A 16225-nucleotide genomic window follows, 5' to 3' on the forward strand; every position below is an offset into this window, starting at 1 on the left:
GTACAGCTGGAGGCGATCCGCTTTATAGCCCAAGAGGGGCTTCGCCCCTCCTGGAACCTCCTGTTCTGAGGGCCTGAACTAGGCGGACGCGCTTTGGCGGCGCCTCGTCTCCTCACTGGATTAAAATCGGATGGTTTCAGTACGCCCGAGGGTACGTACTGAAGGGGGAGCGGTACCAATACACCCAGATTCCTATCGGGAGGGAAGCGTGTGGGAGAGAGGTCTTCAGGGGTTTCAGCACCGAGGAGATGAGATTGCTCATTGGATGCTCCTTCCCATGGCTCGGCCCTCAAGGAGGTTAGATCCAGCGGAGTAGAGTGAGCCTATGGAAGATAGGCCTTTAGGATTACGCCCCATCTACACCAAGGCCCATCAGACAGGAGGGTCCGGAGGGGCGACTGCCGTCGCGCTAGCGACACTCGTTCCTCAGGGGAGACTAACTTGCAGGGCCGGGAGGCAACCCCTCCGTTCGTTCAAACGCGCGTCCGGCATCCACCTGTACAGGGCCATGTACCCGGTCCCGAAGGGCTGCCCCTCCCCCGCGACCCCTTATCTCCCCGCCACCACCGGCACGATTTTCACCGTTAGCGTCGCCTGCGTTGCGGGGGCCTGGAGGTCGATACCCAGCCGATGCAGCTTCCCGGCGCGGCCTTCGTCCTTCAGGGTCTCGTTCGTCACGGTGAAGGGGAGGTCGGAGGTGATCTCGATCCGGACGGTCTCGCCTTCGCGGGTGACGGTCCAGACGCCGGGCTTTTCCTCGGTCGGGATTCCGTAGGTGACGACGGCGGTGCCGAAGTCCTGCGGGGAGGCGAATTCGACATGGTCGGCCACCGTCAGGGAGGTGCCGCCGCTCCGGACGTAATCGAAACGGCGGGTCAGGGTCTTGAGCGCCGGAACGGCGTAGCCCTTGGTGATGTCGAGGGTGACGCTGTCGGCGTCGTCGCCGAATTCCTTCGCCACCACCGCGGCCGCGTGGGCCGCCCCTTCCTTCTGCAGCTGCCCGGCCACCTTCGGCACGTCGTGGCCGTAGGAGTTGTTGAGCGCGATCTCGTACCGCTTCGAGCTGAAGGTCCGCCCGTCGTAGACCATGCTGCCGGGATCGACGAGGATCGGCTCCTTGGCGAGGACGAGGGTGTAGGTGCCGAGGTCGTCGTGGCCGTGGCTCGTCCCGTTGTTCCCGCCCTTGCACGAGAAGGAAAGGCCGGGCTGCCCCTCGGGCGGCCGTCCGACGAGGATCTGGCTGTCGCCGAACCAATCGCGGAGGCGGCGGCCCCGCAGGACGTCGTCGCCGGTCGAAAGCGGGGGGGCCGCCTCGTCGAAGGCGAGGTTGATTCCCCACGCATAGAGGAAGGTGCAGAACATCCCGTCGAGCTGGAGGCTGGGGACGGTGTTGTCGCCGAAGCCGTAGCGGTGGTCGATGATATGGAAGAGCCAGAGGCTCGGCTGCTCCATGAACATGGAGTCCGAATAGGCGGGCCAGACGTTCGTGATCATCTCGAAGCGGCGGGGGAACTGGGCGACGAGGCGGATGTTGTCGCGGGAGTAAACGGAGACCTTCCCGTGAGTCGCCGAGAGGATCGCCTCGGCGAGGAGGACGTAGTGGCCGAAGCCGTACTTCCAATAGCCCATCCCCTCGAGGGAGTAGCCGTCGGCAGGGAACCCGGCGATGTAGAACTGGGTCTCCTTCTCGGCGGCGGCGATGATCTGGGCCCGTTCCTCGACCGAATCGTCGAGGGCAAGGGCCGAGCCGACGATGCCGCCGTGGACGACGGCGCTCCAGTTGTTCTGGTTGTTCGCCCACCACTCGATCGGCTTTTTCCCCTGGATGCTGTCGAGGTAGGGGGCGATCACCCGCTGCCGCACGAGGTCGCGGATCGTCTTGCGGAGGTCGGGCGAGAGGCGGTCCCCCAGCATCGCGTCGGCGGTGGCGAGGTTCCACGAGGTCATCGCGGTGCCGAGGTCGTTGAATTTCGTGAACTTCGCGTGGCCGGAGAGGATCCAGCTGGTCTCGGAGCAGATCGCGGCCAGCTCCTTCTCGATCGCGGGGACGAAGCGGCCCTGGTTTTCCATCCCCTCGGCGAGGACGAGGTTCGCCAGGCGGAAGCGGCGCTGGGTGACGGCGTTGTCGATCTTGCGGTCGCCGCTCTGCGCCGACGCGGCGTAGAGGGCGGAGGTCACCTCGGGGACCGGCTCGGTCAGGTAACGGACCGCGAGGGCGGTGATCCGGGCGCGGAACGCCGCATCGGCACCGAGCGCCTCCCACGCCTTCCGGTCCTCGATCGCGGGGCCGACCCCCTTGGCGACGGGATCGAGGAAACCGGCGATCTCCTTGGCCCGCGCGGGATCGAAGACGGGGGGACCCGCCGGGGCCGCCTCCTGGGCCGCCGCTCCCGCGGGGAGCAACGAGGCAACGGAGAGGGAGAGGGCCGCCGCGCGAGCGAGGCCCAACGTCAAGAAACGCATGGGGTGGGAGGGAGCCCGGAACTTAGGGATTCAGGACGACGGAGAAGTCGTCGAAGTCGGCCAGGGTCGAACGCTTGGAGAAGCAGTGGACGGCGAGGTTCAGCGAGGTCGTGTCGGCCGGCACCGTGACGTCGAAGAAATACTGGGTCCACGTCGTCGCCGAGGACGGGACGAGGGAGGTGAAGGCCTCGGCCGAGGGCGGCTTGATCACCTTGCCCGACGCGTCGAAGATGTTCACCCAGACGCCGATCCCGCTGTCCTCGACGCACCGGGCCCAATAGGAGATGCGGTAGCGCTTCCCGCCCTCGACCGGGATCTTGTCGCACTGCGCCCACGAGCCCGGCCCGCCCGTCGCCTGCTTCACCCGGAGCCCGGACTTGCCCGTGTGGGCCGCGTCGGGGCTGACCTGGCTGAGGCCCTGCGCCTCGTCGTCCTTCGCGAACGTCCAGTTTTCCTTGCCCGACTCGAAGCCCGCGTTGGGGAAGGGGACGGCACCGGCGGGGGCGGGAGGCGCGTCATCGGCGCGGGCGGGGAGGGGCAAGGCGGGGAACAGCAGGACACCGGCGAGGAGGAGGAGGGACGAGGCGCGTGAGTTCATTGGGGTGGAAGGGCGGGGGTTGGGTTGAAATGAGGGAGCGGGAGCGGAAGATCGGGGCGATCAGGGGGTCTTGGCCTGCTCGGCGATGTGGGCGAGGGTCAGCTTCTTCGAGTCGTTCCAGATCTGCGGCCCGATGTCGTGTCCGTTCTCGACGTGGTTCACGATCTCCTTCTTTCCGGCCAGGTTGTTGTAGGCGAGGTAGCCGCAGGTCGGAGGGCAGATGACGTCGAGGAAGCCGACCTCGACGTGGGCCGGGATCTTGATCCGGGTGGCGAAGTTCGACGTGTCGAAGTAGCGCATCGCCTCGGTGACCTTCGGGTCGTATTGGCCGTCGGCCCCTTTCGGGACGATCTTCGGCCAGCCCGCGATGCGGCCCGCGAGGAAGCCCGAGTGGTCGGAGAGGCCGGGGACGAAGGCGATCATGTAGGTGACGCGGGGCTCGAGCGCCGCCGCGGCGAAGGCGAGGCCGCCGCCCTGGCTGCCGCCGATGAGGATCAGGGTCTTCCCGTCCCACTCGGGCTGCTCCATCAGGAACTGGAGCGCGCGGAGGCTCCGGTAGTGGACGCCGAGGAAGTAGTAGGTGTCCCGCGAGTCGCGGCCGCGGACGCGGTAGTCCTTCAGCTCCCCGCCGTCGAGGCCGCCGTAGAAGGCGCCGGGCTGGCCGTTCGGGATGCCGTGGGCGTTGATGTCGGCGACGAGCATGCCATTCCCGTTCTTCGCCCAGCCGGCGACGCCGTCGAGGTTCGCGCTGCGGACGCCGGCCCCGGGGACGAAGAGGAGGGCGGGAAGGCTCTTCGGCGCGGCCCCGATCGGGCGGCCGTAGAAGCCCATGACGGGGTTGCCGATGCTGTCGGCCTGGAACTCGAAGGTCTCGACGCCGGAACGGTTCGCCGGGGGCGGGACGGGGGTCAGCTTCGTGTTCATCGGGACCGCCGCCAGCTCCTTCTTCTTCGCGTCCCAGAAGGCGTCGAAGTCGTCGGGGACGGGGAGGCTCGGCTTGATCAGCGTCGGGTCGATCCCGCCCGCCGAGATCGCAGTGAGGAGGCCCTTGTCGCTCTTGAACTTCGCCTCGCAATGGAGGAAGCCGGGCTCGCTCATCGTCCCGGTGATCGAGGCCTTGCCGTCGTGGACCGTCGCCGTCCCGTGGTCGAGGGGCGGGAGGACGCCGTCCTTCGTCAGCGTCCACTCGACGGCCCCCTCGGCGACCGGCTGCTGGTTCGTCAGGAGGGAGATATTGAAGGTGACCGTCTCCCCCTGGTGGTAGAGGGCGTCGGGCCGGTCGGCGGTCACCGTCAGCACCGTCTCGGCAGGGGTCTTCCCGTCGGAGGACGAGGCGGCGACGACATCTGTGGAGTATCCGATTTCCATGGCGAGGGCGAGGAGAGGGGTGAGGAGGAGGCGCAGGATGCGGCGTTTCATGTTTACAGGGATTCTTCTTATCACTGGGCTTCGATGCGAGCAAAGGCGACGAAATTCATACTATAGAATACCCCTCTCCCCGCCCTGCGGCGCGGAGACCGCCGCCACCGCTATTCGCTATTTCGCCGCGACCCGTCGCCGTGTCGGCTTCGGCTTGGGCGAGATCGCCTCCTCCGCCTTGGGCTCGGGCGTCGGATTCGGCTTGGGCAGCGACATCAGGTCCTTCTTCGGGAGAACGGTCGCCCCGTCGATCCACGTGCCGTCGATCAGGAGCTGGCTGCGGGTCTCGGGGATGCCCCGCTCGTTGCGATGGATCATCCCGATGAGGAAGTCGACGGCGGCGCGGCCGATGAGAAGGTCGTTCTGGCAGACCCCGGCGAGGCTACCGTCGGTGGAGGCCAGGCTGAGGGAAGCCCAGCCGCAGGTCTCGGGACCGACGCCGAGCAGGGCGAAATAGTCGGCGACCGGCGGGTAATGGTAGATGACGACCTCGGGCTTGTACCGCTGGTACCATTTCTTGAACTGCGGCAATTCGTCGACCCGCGGCCCATCGTCGAGGATCAGCATCGGGACCTGGTCCTCGGGCCGGAAGCGGCGCTGCTCGGAGAGGAAGCCGGAGGAGAAATTCTGGTCGGTCCGCTCGTCGTTGACGCGGGTGGTGACGAAGGCGATCCGCCGGTAGCCGTGGGCGCGGAGGGCGCGGACCGCGATCCGGGCGGAGCGGTACTGCGCGTTGCTCACCAGATGAAGCCGCGGCCGGGAGAGGGTGTAGCCGAAGCAGACCGCCGAGAAGTTCTCCCAATCGAAGTTGATGTGGGCGCGGCTGAACGACTGGGGCGGGATGATGAGGCCCTGGATGTTGCGGGCCTTCAGGATCTTCGAGAGCCGTCCGCTGCTGAGTTCCGAGAGGCGGAATTCCTCCATCTGGTATCCCAGCTCGGCGCACCGCTCCTCGCCTCCCTTGCGGTATTCCTTGAAGCCGCTCCACGGCTGACCCTTGCGGAAGACGGGGCCGATCCAGGCCAGCGTCCCCTGGTGGCGGACCCGCTTGATCCGCTCCCGGTAGATCGTGAGGGCGGAGAGCATCGGATCGGGCCGGTACCCCATCTCCTCGGCGATGGAGCGGATCCGCTGCCGCGTCGCCTCGGGAAGGCGGGGACTGTCGCGCAGGGCGAGGGAAACCGTCGTGATATGGACACCGGCCCGCTGCGCGATATCGCGCTGTCCGACATAGCCCGGAAGGATCATTTCTATAGATAGAACGCGCCCCCTCAAAAGCGATTCCAAAAAGCCTCCCGCTTCTCGAAAACCGCACCTGATGGGAACGCAATAAACTATAGTTAGAGCATACTCGACGTTGGTTCCAGCCTTCCCTTCTGGAAAAATGGTTCCCATTCATGAGTCTTCCCCTCACCGAAACCCCGGCGACCCCCTCCGCCGCCGCGCCGCATAAAATCTGGACCGTCGGCACCCTCACCTACACCTCGGCCGGGCTCGTCGCCCTCTTCTGCTGGCTCCTGTGGGGGGATTTCGCCTGGTCGATGCGGGACCGCTCGATCCCGCCGGTCATTCAGCTCCTCTTCAAGAAATTCGGCGCCTCGGATTCGCTCACCGGCCTCCTGCTCCTTTCCCTTCCTGCGACGCTGGGCCTCTTCATGGGGCCGATCATCAGCTACAAGTCGGACCGCCACCGGGGCCGCTGGGGACGGCGGATTCCGTACCTCCTCGCCCCGACCCCCTTCATCGTCCTCAGCATGGTCGGCCTCGCCGCGAGCCCGCGGCTGGCCCCCCCCCTCGCCGCCCTCCTCGGCACCCATTCTCCGAGCCTCGACGCCCTCACCCTCGATCTCCTCTGCGTGTTCTGGACGATCTTCGAGGTCGGCTGCATCGCGGCGGGGGCGGTCTTCGGCGCGCTGGTCAACGACGTCGTCCCCCAGGGCCTGCTGGGCCGCTTCTACGCCCTCTTCCGCGCCGTCAGCCTCATCGTCGGGATGATCTTCAGCTACTGGATCTTCGGGAAGGCCGAGGCCTACTTCTCCTGGATCTTCCTCGGCATGGCCGCTATCTACGGCGTCGGCTTCACGTTGATGTGCCTGAAGGTGAAGGAAGGGGGCTACCCGCCGCCGCCCGAGCCGGTTCTTCCGCAGGCGACCGTCTGCGCGCTGACCGGGGTGAAGACCTACTTCCGCGACTGCTTCACCAATCCCTACTACCTCCTCTGCTTCGCCTCGGGGATCATCGGCGGCGCGGCAGGGGCCCCCCTCGTCTTCAACCTCTTTTACGCCAAGAGCCTCGGCATGGGGATGGACGCCTACGGCAAGTACATCGCCCTCACCTACGCATTCTCGCTCGCCCTCGCCTATCCCCTCGGCTGGCTGGCCGACCGCTTCCACCCGCTGCGGGTCACCATCGGCGCGATGGCGCTCTGCTCCCTCAGCACCCTGCTGAGCGGCTGTTTCGTCCATTCGGCCGCCGGGTTCAGCGTCGCCCTCGTCGCCAACGGGGTCTTCATGGGGACCTTCTACACTGCCGCCGCCTCGGTGGGGCAGCGCCTCCTGCCGCGCTCGAAGTTCGCGGAGCTCTCCTCGGCGGGCGGCGTCCTGAACTCCCTCGTCTCCATCGCGCTGCCGCCCCTCGTCGGCCTCATCCTCGACCGGAGCGGCCACGACTACCGCAGCACCTTCTTCATGAGCGCCGCCCTCTCGGCCATCGCGGTGGCGCTCTACCTCGCGCTTCACCGGCGGTTCATGGCCTTCGGCGGGCCGGACGGCTACATCGCCCCGGAATAAATTCCCGGCTTACTTCGCGCCGTCGATCTTCGTCGTGTCGGCGTCGGAGGCGAGGTCGCGGCGCTGCCAGCAGCGGACGTAGTCGACGACGCACTCGTCGGGGAGCTGCGGGTTCTGCGGGTCGAGGACGTTGCCGTCCCAGCCGCCCGAGGGAAGGGTGAACATCATCATCTCGGGGACGCTCGCGACGCGGGGCGACTCGAGGCGGAGCACCTCGCGCCCGTTGGCGTAATAGATCGCCGAGCCGGGGGTCCAGAGGAGCCCGGCGGTGACGAAGCCGTCCTTGTCGGGCTGGAAATAGATCTTCGACCCGGCGGAGCGGTGATCCTTGCCGTAGCCGTCCCAGTGCATCGCGATGTTGTAGCGGTAGGGCCCCCAGATCGCGAGGTGCTCCATGACGTCGAATTCCATCCCGCCGTCCGAGGTGCTGCCGCGAACGCCCTTCTTCTCCGGGCCGGAGCGGTTCGGCATGAGCCAGAAGGCGGGCCAGAGGCCGGGGGCCTTGCTCAGCTTGATCCGGCACTCGAAGTAGCCGTAACGCTGCGCCCACTTGTCGAACGTCTCGAGGAAGCCGGTCGCGTAATCGGTCTGGTAGCGGGTCGGGTCGTCGTTGTGGAAGCCGGTCTTCTTCTCGTAGCGGATGTGGAGCAGGCCGCCCGAGACGGTCACGTTCTCCTTGCTGTAATGGGAGACCTTGTCGTACCAGTTTTCCCCGGCGACGCTCCACTTCGAGGCGTCGACCTCGGTGCCGTCGAACTCGTCGTCGAAGGTCTTCACCCAGTCGCCGTCGCCCGGGGGCTTCTTGCCGACCCACTCGGGGATCGCCGGGGCCTCGGGGAGGAAGGCGCGGATCGAGACGACCTTCAGCACCCGTTCCTGGCTCTCGGATTGGGCCTGCGACGCCGCCGAGAGGGCGACGCCCTGGACCACGTTGCTGGCGAAGGCGCTCCCGCTCCCCTCGACCGACCCGGCCTTCCCCGCCTCGGCCCCGCCCTTCCACGGCACGAGGGCGGCGAAGGGGATGACGATCTCGGTCTTGGCCCCCGGCGCAAGGGGCGCGGCGGCGGCGACGGTGTCGGAGGGGCCGAACTGGCTTTCGAGCCGCGCGGAGGGGGTCACCGGCTGGCTCCCGGCGTTCTCGACGACGACGCGGACCTCCAGGTAGTACCGGAGGTTCCACGCCCCGGCGGCGGGACGGAAGAGGGAGAGGGCGTCCTTGCCCGCCGTGGCGGGGAGAACGGCGCGCAGCGTCCCGCTCTGGAACGACATCGCGCCGTTGTTCTTTCCCGACAACTGGGCGGGATCGACCGCTGCCCCCTCGGCATAGAGGACGCCGTCCTGGGGGACGGTGCGGACCTCGGCGTTTGGCGCGAGTTCACCCGGTGCCCCGCCCGTCACGATCGAATCGATGCGGAAGGAGCGGGCCGTGCCGTCGATCTTGCCGACGAAGAAGAGGAGGCGGGTGATCCGGTCGGCGCGGAAACCGTTCACCGGCTTGCTGAAATAGAGGCGGATGGGGCGGGTCTCGCCGGGCGGGATCTTCGCCGAATCGGAGTTCCAGAACCCGCCGAGGGGGGAGAGGTTGTCGGCGCGAAGGTTGACGACGAGGAGTTGGGTGCCGGGATTGGTGATCTTCGCCTCGACGTAGCCGAAGGCGGCGAAGTCGAAGAACTCCTCGGCCGGCTTCAGCGAGACGCCGGGATAGGCTTCGGCCCCCGGCTGGACGGTGATCTCGACGCCGGGGGAGGCCGACGCGGCGGCGATCGTCCCGCTCGACGGCGTGAAGCGTTGCGGGGCGTCGGCCGCGCCGAGGTCGAGGACCGGCTTTTCCTCGGCAGCACGGAGGGAGGGGGAACCGCACAGCGAGGCGGCGGCGAGGAGGAGGACCGGAAGGAGGGCGATACGCATAAAAGAGGAGAGGATCAGAGGGACGCCACCGCGCCCGGGGCGATCTCGCGCGCGGCGCCCGCCCACTCGATCCAGACGGGCCGGTGGGAGGGGTTCTGCACCCGCCGTCCGTCGACGGTAGCGCGGAGACGCCGCAGGCATTGGAGATAATCGGCGATGTCGAAGTTCGTGGCGAACCAAATTGAGGCCCCCTCCCCGGCGAGGCGCGCGCCGAAACGCTCCAGGAGGTCCCAGTTGTCCTCGCGATGGAACTCGAAACTGTGGCCCCAGACGTAGAGCAGCCGGAGGCGGGGCTCGAGGGCGCGGGTGGCGAGGAAGGCCTCGGTCTTCGCGAGGAGGTCGTGGTTGTGGTGGCAGGTCGGCTCCCAGCGGAGGAGATCCTCGGGCAGGTGGAAGCGTCCGTGCGAGGTGCCGACGCGGCAATACTCGATCCCGAGCCGGGGGAGGAGCTGCGCCACGCGGCCGTTGACCGTGCCGTAGGGATAGGACATCCCGCGCACCGGATAGGGGACCCATTGCTCGAGGGCGCGGCGGTCGTCGAGGACTTCGAGGATCAGCTGCTCGTCGGGAAGGCCGTCGAGGTGGGGATGGGTGACGGTGTGGGCCGAGACTTCGTGACCCTCGAAGAGGGCGGCGATCTCCCCGGGGGCGAGATGTTCCGAGCCGCCGCCGAGGGTTCCCGAATTGAGGTGGAAGGTCCCCTTGAGGCCGTGGCGATTGAGGATCGCGACCATCTTCCGGTCGTGGATCTGGCCGTCGTCGTAGCTGAGGGTGACGGCGTGGGTCCGTCCGCCGGGGAAGAGGGAAAAGCGGATCGGCGACATGACCGGGGAGAGGCGCGGCGACCTATCGATCCATCGGAACCTCAGGCCTTGCAGGCCTGAAGCCGCCGCCGCGCCAGCGGCAGGAGGAGGACCGCGCCGCCGCCGAGGAGAAGCGCCCAGGTGGAGGGCTCCGGCACGGCGGCGAGGTTGAGGATCACCTCGCCGGTGGTGCTGAAATCGAGGGTGGCGGTGTAGCCGGTGAGGCCGGTGCTCCCGGCGAGGCTGAAGTTCGCCGCCGTGAGGCCGGTCGCGGTCAGCGTGTTCCCCAGCGCGTCGGAATAGGTCTGGAAGAGGACGTAGCTCCCCGCCTGCGCCCCGGAGAAGGTGAAGGCGTTCGCGTTCAGCGCCAGGTTGCCGACGACGTAGTCGAAGATCACAATCTTGTCGCTCGTGTTCGAGGCCCCGAGGTCGAAGGCGAACTTCGATCCGGTCTGCATCGTGAGGAGGGCGACGCCGGAGCTCGCCGTGTTCGCCCCCGCCGCGTCGAACTTCAGCGTGTCGATCGCGACGCCGTCGACGCCGCCGGGGGAGACGATGCCGCCGCTGGCCACGACGACGTTGGTCGCCGCCGTCGCCCCGGTCGTGGCGATGATGCCGTTGCCGCCGAGGGTGCCGCCGCTGGCGACCGAGACCGCGCCGGTCCCGAGGCCGCTCCCCGTGGTATTCGCGACGAGGAGGGAGCCCGCGCTGACGAGCGTTCCGCCGGTGTAGGTGTTCGCCCCCCGGAGGATCACCGTGCCGGTGTTCGTCGAGGTCTTGAGCGTCCCGGTCGAGTCATAATAGGTGGTGATCACCGTCGAGCCCGCGTCCTTGACGACCTTCGTGAGGTAGCCCGCCGTCGCCGAATCACCGATCACGCCGTTCATCGAGAGGGTGTTCCCGCTCGTCGCGCCGAGGCGGAGGGTCTGCGTGCTCGGGGACGAGCCGGTCGCCGTGTTGGTGATGTTCCCGGTGAAGGTGAGGACCGAGGCCGTCGTCGCGGCGTTCTGGATGCCGATGCTCCCGCCCCATTTGATGTCGCGGTTGCTGGTCTGCGTCGCGCTGCCGATGTAGGTGAAACCGGCGCCGTTGCTGAAGTTCAGCACGCCGTTGGAGGCGAGGCTGGGAGAACCGAGGGCGGAAGGCCCGCCGCCGATGTTCCCGATCGAGGTGTAGCTGAGCAAGCCGCTCTGCGTCATCGGGGCGTCGAAGGAATTGGCATTGTTCGTCAGGACGGTCGCGGCGTTCCCATAGGAACCGGTGCCTGTGCCGTAGGCGGAATAGCTGTTGAAGATGAGCTGCCCGTTCGTCCCGGTGGAGTTGCCGATGATCTTCGAGTTGATGAGGAGGACCGACCTGCCGGCCAGGGTGCCAGTGACGGCGGTGTTCGCGGCGTAGTTGCCGAAGTAGCGGTAGCCGGTGAAGTTGGTCCCCAGGTTGAGGGTCAGGTCGCTGCCGAGCGTGTCGACCGGGCTGTTCGACGTGGTGCTGCCGAGCGTGCCGACGTAGACATAGGTCGAGGCGCTCAACGTCCCCAGGGTGATGATGGTATCGCCCGCCGTGCCGTCGCCGTTGAGCGTGATGTTCGGCGCCGACGTCGGGGAGGCCGCCCCGCCGAAGGCGATGGCCCCGACACTGATCGTCCCGGCCCCGGTGGCGGAGAGGGTGGTGGCCGTGGTGATGTTCGAGAAGTCGAGATTGGTCGTCGTCGAGTTGAACGAGCCCGGGGCGCTCCAGTTCGCCGCGCTGTCCCAGCTGGCGCTCGTCCCGACGCCGCTCCCGAGGCCCTGCCAACTGATCACCGTGTTCGCCGCCTCCGAATTCACTCCCATTCCCACAAGGAAGAGAAACGAGAAAAACAGCGGGGTCGTTTTCATACGCTTCCATCATAAAAGAAGCAATTAAACGCAAACAACGTTCTCGCAATTCTAAGCATAGTATAACCCCCTTGTCCGGGGATTCCCTGCCTCTTGCCTGCCTACAGGCCTACAGCGAATAGGGGAGAATGCGGAGGGCGATCCGGCCCGCCAGGGCGGGGGCGGCCAGGGTGATCCCGAGACGGCGGACCTTTCCGGCCTTGGGCTCGTCGCGGAGCGCCTCGTCGACGACCTCGAAGGGGAGGCCGTCGCTCTCGATCTCGATCCGGGCGGCGGCGCCCTCGTGCGAGACGATCCAGACCCCGGGCCTTTCTTCCCGGAACGTCCCGTAACTCACCAGGGCGACCCCGAACGACTGGGGCGAGGCGAAGGCGAAGCGGTCCTCGACGGTCAGGAGGCCGCCTCCGGCGCGGGAGAACGTGAACCGCCGTTCGAGCGTCCGGAGCTCGGGCACGGGATAGGCCGGGGCGAGGTCGAGGACGAGGCGGTCGCTCTCGTCGGCAAAGGCGACCTCGGCGACGGTCGAGTAAAAGTCTTTCCCGCTCCCCTGCCACTGCCCGGCGACGAGGGGGACCGGATGGCCGTAGGAGCCGAGGATCTGGTTCCGGAACCGGTTCGGCCCGAAGGTGTCGGGGTTGTTGTAATGGATGAGGCCGGGATCGACCAGGAGGGGGGTCTCCCCGACGACGAAGAGGAAGGAGCCGAGATCGTTGTGGCCGTGGGCGACCCCGTTCTTCCCTCCCTTGAACGCCACGCTCGCCCGCGCCCCTCGCGCGACGAGGATCGCGCTCGCCTCGAACCAATCGCGGAGGCCGTCGGAGCCCCGCGCCTGTTCCGCCTTCCCCGCGACGAGGCCGGGATCGAAGCCGAGGACGACCCCCCACGCATGGAGGAAGGAGCTGAAGAAGCCCTGCGCGAAATCGCCCTCCGGCAGGGGGATCGGGGAAGGGGGCTGGCCGTAGCCGTAGCGCCACTCCAACAGATGATGGAGCCAGGCGGCGGGCGGTTCCGGGAAGCGGGCGTCGGCGAAGGGCGGATAGAAATGGGTGCCGCGCGTCATCTCGAACCGTTCCGGGAACCGGGCGACGAGGCGGGCGTGCGCATAGGCCGCCTCCGGCTGGGATCGGGGCCGGTAGAGGGAGACCTTCCCGCCCGTCGCCGCCAGCACCGCCTCGGCGAGGAGGGCGAAGTGGCCGAAGCCGTAGCGCCAGTAGCCGATCCCCTCGACGGAGTAGCCGTCGGCGGGGAATCCGGCGAGGTAGGAGGGCATCGCCTCCTCGGCGGCGGCGATCATCTCGGCCCGCTCGGCGGGGGAATAGTCGTCGGCGAGGAGGAGGGCCGCGCCGACGATCCCGGCGTGGACGACGGAGTTCCAGTTGTAGGCGTCCCGCGCCCACCACTCGTGCTCCCGCAGGCCCCGGATCGCGGCGAGGAAGGGGCCGGTCACCGTCTGGCGGATCCGCCCGCGCAGGGCCTCCCGGACGGGGGCCTCGAGCCCGTCGCCGAGCATCGCGTCGGCGGTGGCGAGGGTCCACGCCGTCATCGCGGAGATGAGGTCGTTGTCGATGCGAAGGCCCTCGAAGTTGAGCTTGTTCCAGTCGTGGGGCGGCATCACCCAGATCCGCTCCGCGCAGATCGCGGCGATCTCCCGGTTGGCGGCGGCGAGGAAGCGGCCCCCGTTTTCCACCGCCTCGGCGAGGACGAAGAGGGTGACGCGGATGCGGCGGTCCTCGGCCCGGGCCGGATACCCGGCGCGCCCCCCGGTGCGGCGCGATTCGAGGTAGGCCGCGTCGCTCAGCTCCGGGATCGGCTCCGCGAGGAAGGCCGCGGCGAGAGAGACGATCCGCTCCCTCACGGCCGCGTCGGCCCCCAGGGCGTCCCAGACGGCGCGGGCGCGGCGGGAAGGGACGGACGCCGGGACCGAGGCGGAGAGAAAGCCTTCGATCTCCCGGACGCGGGCCGGGGCGAGGGGGGGAAGGAGCGGCATGGAGGAATTCAGCTTAACCGAGACGAGGACGCGTTCAAGAAACTCGAAAGAATCAGGTCGCCCGGTCGTAGGCCTCGAGGGTCACGCGGCCCTCGACCTCCGCGCCGTCGAGGAAGCGGCGGACGTTCCGCATCGCGGTGTGGAAGAGGGCGGCGAAACCCTCCCGCGTCGGCCCGGCGATGTGGGGCGTGAGGATCGCGCCCGGCATCGTCCGCAGGGGCGAGGCGGCGGGAAGCGGCTCCGCGTCGAAGACGTCGAGGGCGACGCGGAGGTCGCGCTCCCGCGCCAGCCGGACGAAGGCCGCCTCGTCGGCGATGGCGCTCCGCGCGACGTTGACGAAGACCGCGCCGCGCGGCAGGAGGCGGAGCACCGCCTCGGTGACCGAGCCCCGGCTCTTCTCGGTGAGGCCCTCGCACTCGATCACCGCGTCGCTCGTCGAAAAGAGCTCCTCCAGCGTCTCGCACTCGCGGACGCCGTATTGGGCGTAGTGGTCGGAGGGCACCCCGGCGGAGTAGGCCGAGACCGTCGCCCCGAAGGCGCGCAGCATCGAGACCGCCTCGCGCCCCACCGCGCCGAAGCCGTGGAGCCCCACCCGGCGTCCGCGCAGGGAGCCGATGCCGAGGTCGAGGGTGGCGTAGCCGTTCTTCGGCCAATCGGCGAGGGCCGCGCCCCAGGCGGGCTGGTTCCGCACCCCCATCAGGAGGAGGAGGATGGCGTGCTCGGCGACCGCCGGGGCGACCTGCCGCCCCCAGTTCGAGACGACGACGCCCCGCTCCAGCAGCGTCCGCGGCACGATCGTCCGGACCGTCCCCGTGAGGTGGCAGAGGTAGCGGAGCGGAAAATCGGGGGAGGCGGCGAGCCGCGCCGGGACGGGCGGGGTCTCCCACCCGGTGACGACGACGGTGGGGGCGAATTCCTCCAGCACCCCGCCCCACGACGCCTCGGCGGAGAGGTCGGGCCAGAGCCACGGCGTGTCGGCGAGGAGCGAGGGATCGAAGAGCGGCTCGAAGCGTTCCCGGGCGTCGCCCCGGAGGGCGATGAGGACGCGGTCGGTCGAGAGGGAGGAGGAGGCCGAGGGGGCGCTCCCCGCGCGGATCGCCTCCGCCGTCGGGAGGGTGGCGGGCAGGCCGGTCACGAGACCCTCCCCGAAGACCCGGCCGCGGCGCTGGAGAAAGGGGAATGCATGGAATGGGCTTTCCCCCAGCATGGAGAGGCCCCCCGGAACCGACAATTCCGCCGTCGTTATAACCATAGAATGAAACTCGACTCGGGAGGGGACGCCCCCCTAAAAAGAGAGCACTCCATGTCGTCCCGCCGCATCAGCCAGACGGAAATCGCCCGACGGGCCGGTGTCCACGTCACCACCGTCTCCCTCGCCCTCCGCGACAGCCCCCGCCTCCCCGCCGCCACCCGGGAACGGATCCAGAAGCTGGCGAAGGACCTCGGCTACGAGCCCGATCCGATGCTGGCCGCCCTCGTCGCCTACAAGCGGAACGCCCGGACGGCCCGCCACCAGGGCCTCCTCGCCTGGATCAACAACCACACCCCGCCCGAGGCCCTCTATGAGCCCGCCGAATTCCGCGAGTACCGGGAGGGGACCGTCCTCCGCTGCGCCGAGCTGGGATACAAGCTGGAGGAATTCCACACCGCGACGACGACCCCCGCCCAGCTCTCCCGCATGCTCCACGCCCGGAACATCCAGGGCCTCCTCTTCCCGCCGCAGCCGGTCGGCTACCAGAACCTCACGCTCGACTGGGAGAACTTCTCCTCCGTCGCCTTCGGCTTCCGCCTCCAGCATCCCGCCTTCCACCGCGCCTGCAACGCCCAGTACCGGAGCGCCATGCTCGCCGTGGAGACGATGCGGGCGAAGGGCTACCGGCGGATCGGCTTCGTCACCGTCGAGGGGAACGAGCGGAGCGCCAACGGGAACTTCTCCTCCGGCTACCTCTCGGCGCAACGCCACTTCCCGCGGAAGGAACACCTCCCGCCGCTCATCTTCGACGACACCGGCTTCGGCCCCGGCTCCCCCACCCGCGCCGATCCCGGCCCCGCGTTCCAGAAAAAATTCGCCGCCTGGTACGAGGCCCACCGCCCCGACGCCATCCTCTCCCACGACCCGAGCATCCCCCTCTTCTTCAAGCGGCTGAAGATCGACTTCGCCACCTGCGGCCTCGCCGTCATCTCGACCACGCGGAACGCCCCCCTCCTCGCGGGGATCCACCAGAACAACCTCACCATCGGCCGCGCCGCCGTCGACTTCCTCGTCGGCATGATCCACCGCAACGAGCGCGGCATCCCCGAGACCCCCATCGAGTTCCTCGTCGAGGGCATCTGGGTCGACGCCCCCTCCCTCCCCGGGCGGTGAGCCGGCCTCGTTCCCC

At 68.4% G+C, this 16225-nt stretch carries 11 protein-coding genes; 2 read left to right on the forward strand and 9 right to left on the reverse strand.

Annotated elements, in window-relative coordinates; all coding sequences use genetic code 11:
• Positions 1-549: 549 nt before the first annotated feature.
• From BLU04_RS02110 to BLU04_RS02125, 4 genes are all read right to left on the reverse strand, one after another.
• Positions 550-2463, reverse strand: a complete 1914-nt coding sequence (locus tag BLU04_RS02110) for a heparinase II/III family protein (RefSeq protein WP_093281615.1) — start codon at positions 2461-2463, stop codon at positions 550-552.
• Positions 2464-2485: 22 nt separating this feature from the next.
• A complete protein-coding gene (locus BLU04_RS02115; RefSeq protein WP_093281618.1) occupies positions 2486-3061 on the reverse strand; it encodes a carbohydrate binding domain-containing protein in 576 nt (191 codons plus the stop codon).
• A gap of 60 nt (positions 3062-3121) precedes the next feature.
• Entirely contained in the window at positions 3122-4480 is a 1359-nt protein-coding gene (locus BLU04_RS02120; protein ID WP_197673002.1) for an acetylxylan esterase, read from the reverse strand.
• Positions 4481-4597: 117 nt separating this feature from the next.
• Entirely contained in the window at positions 4598-5728 is a 1131-nt protein-coding gene (locus tag BLU04_RS02125; protein WP_157895034.1) for a LacI family DNA-binding transcriptional regulator, read from the reverse strand.
• 149 nt (positions 5729-5877) lie between these two features.
• Here BLU04_RS02125 and BLU04_RS02130 point away from each other — a divergent pair, with 149 nt between their 5' ends.
• A complete protein-coding gene (locus BLU04_RS02130) occupies positions 5878-7269 on the forward strand; it encodes an MFS transporter (protein WP_093281623.1) in 1392 nt (463 codons plus the stop codon).
• A gap of 9 nt (positions 7270-7278) precedes the next feature.
• On the opposite strand, the gene BLU04_RS02135 is transcribed toward BLU04_RS02130, so the two are convergent.
• The 5 genes from BLU04_RS02135 to BLU04_RS02155 form a co-directional block, all read right to left on the reverse strand.
• Positions 7279-9177 (reverse strand): glycoside hydrolase family 16 protein, encoded by a 1899-nt coding sequence (locus tag BLU04_RS02135; RefSeq protein ID WP_093281626.1) that lies wholly within the window; start codon positions 9175-9177, stop codon positions 7279-7281.
• A 14-nt stretch (positions 9178-9191) separates the two neighbouring features.
• The gene (locus BLU04_RS02140) at positions 9192-10001 is read right to left on the reverse strand and encodes a polysaccharide deacetylase family protein (protein ID WP_093281629.1); all 810 of its coding nucleotides are present in this window, start codon (positions 9999-10001) and stop codon (positions 9192-9194) included.
• 41 nt (positions 10002-10042) lie between these two features.
• Positions 10043-11812 (reverse strand): PEP-CTERM sorting domain-containing protein, encoded by a 1770-nt coding sequence (locus tag BLU04_RS02145; RefSeq protein WP_157895035.1) that lies wholly within the window; start codon positions 11810-11812, stop codon positions 10043-10045.
• A 154-nt stretch (positions 11813-11966) separates the two neighbouring features.
• Positions 11967-13844, reverse strand: coding sequence for a heparinase II/III family protein (locus BLU04_RS02150; protein ID WP_093281634.1), 1878 nt, complete (start codon positions 13842-13844; stop codon positions 11967-11969).
• A gap of 52 nt (positions 13845-13896) precedes the next feature.
• Positions 13897-14979: an NAD(P)-dependent oxidoreductase gene (locus tag BLU04_RS02155; RefSeq protein ID WP_157895036.1), complete on the reverse strand. Its 1083-nt coding sequence runs from the start codon at positions 14977-14979 to the stop codon at positions 13897-13899.
• Positions 14980-15147: 168 nt separating this feature from the next.
• Between BLU04_RS02155 and BLU04_RS02160 the strand changes: the two genes are divergently transcribed.
• Positions 15148-16209 (forward strand): LacI family DNA-binding transcriptional regulator, encoded by a 1062-nt coding sequence (locus BLU04_RS02160; RefSeq protein ID WP_162274613.1) that lies wholly within the window; start codon positions 15148-15150, stop codon positions 16207-16209.
• Positions 16210-16225: the final 16 nt, after the last annotated feature.

It is taken from the genome of Verrucomicrobium sp. GAS474, from assembly GCF_900105685.1.
Taxonomy (GTDB): domain Bacteria; phylum Verrucomicrobiota; class Verrucomicrobiia; order Methylacidiphilales; family GAS474; genus GAS474.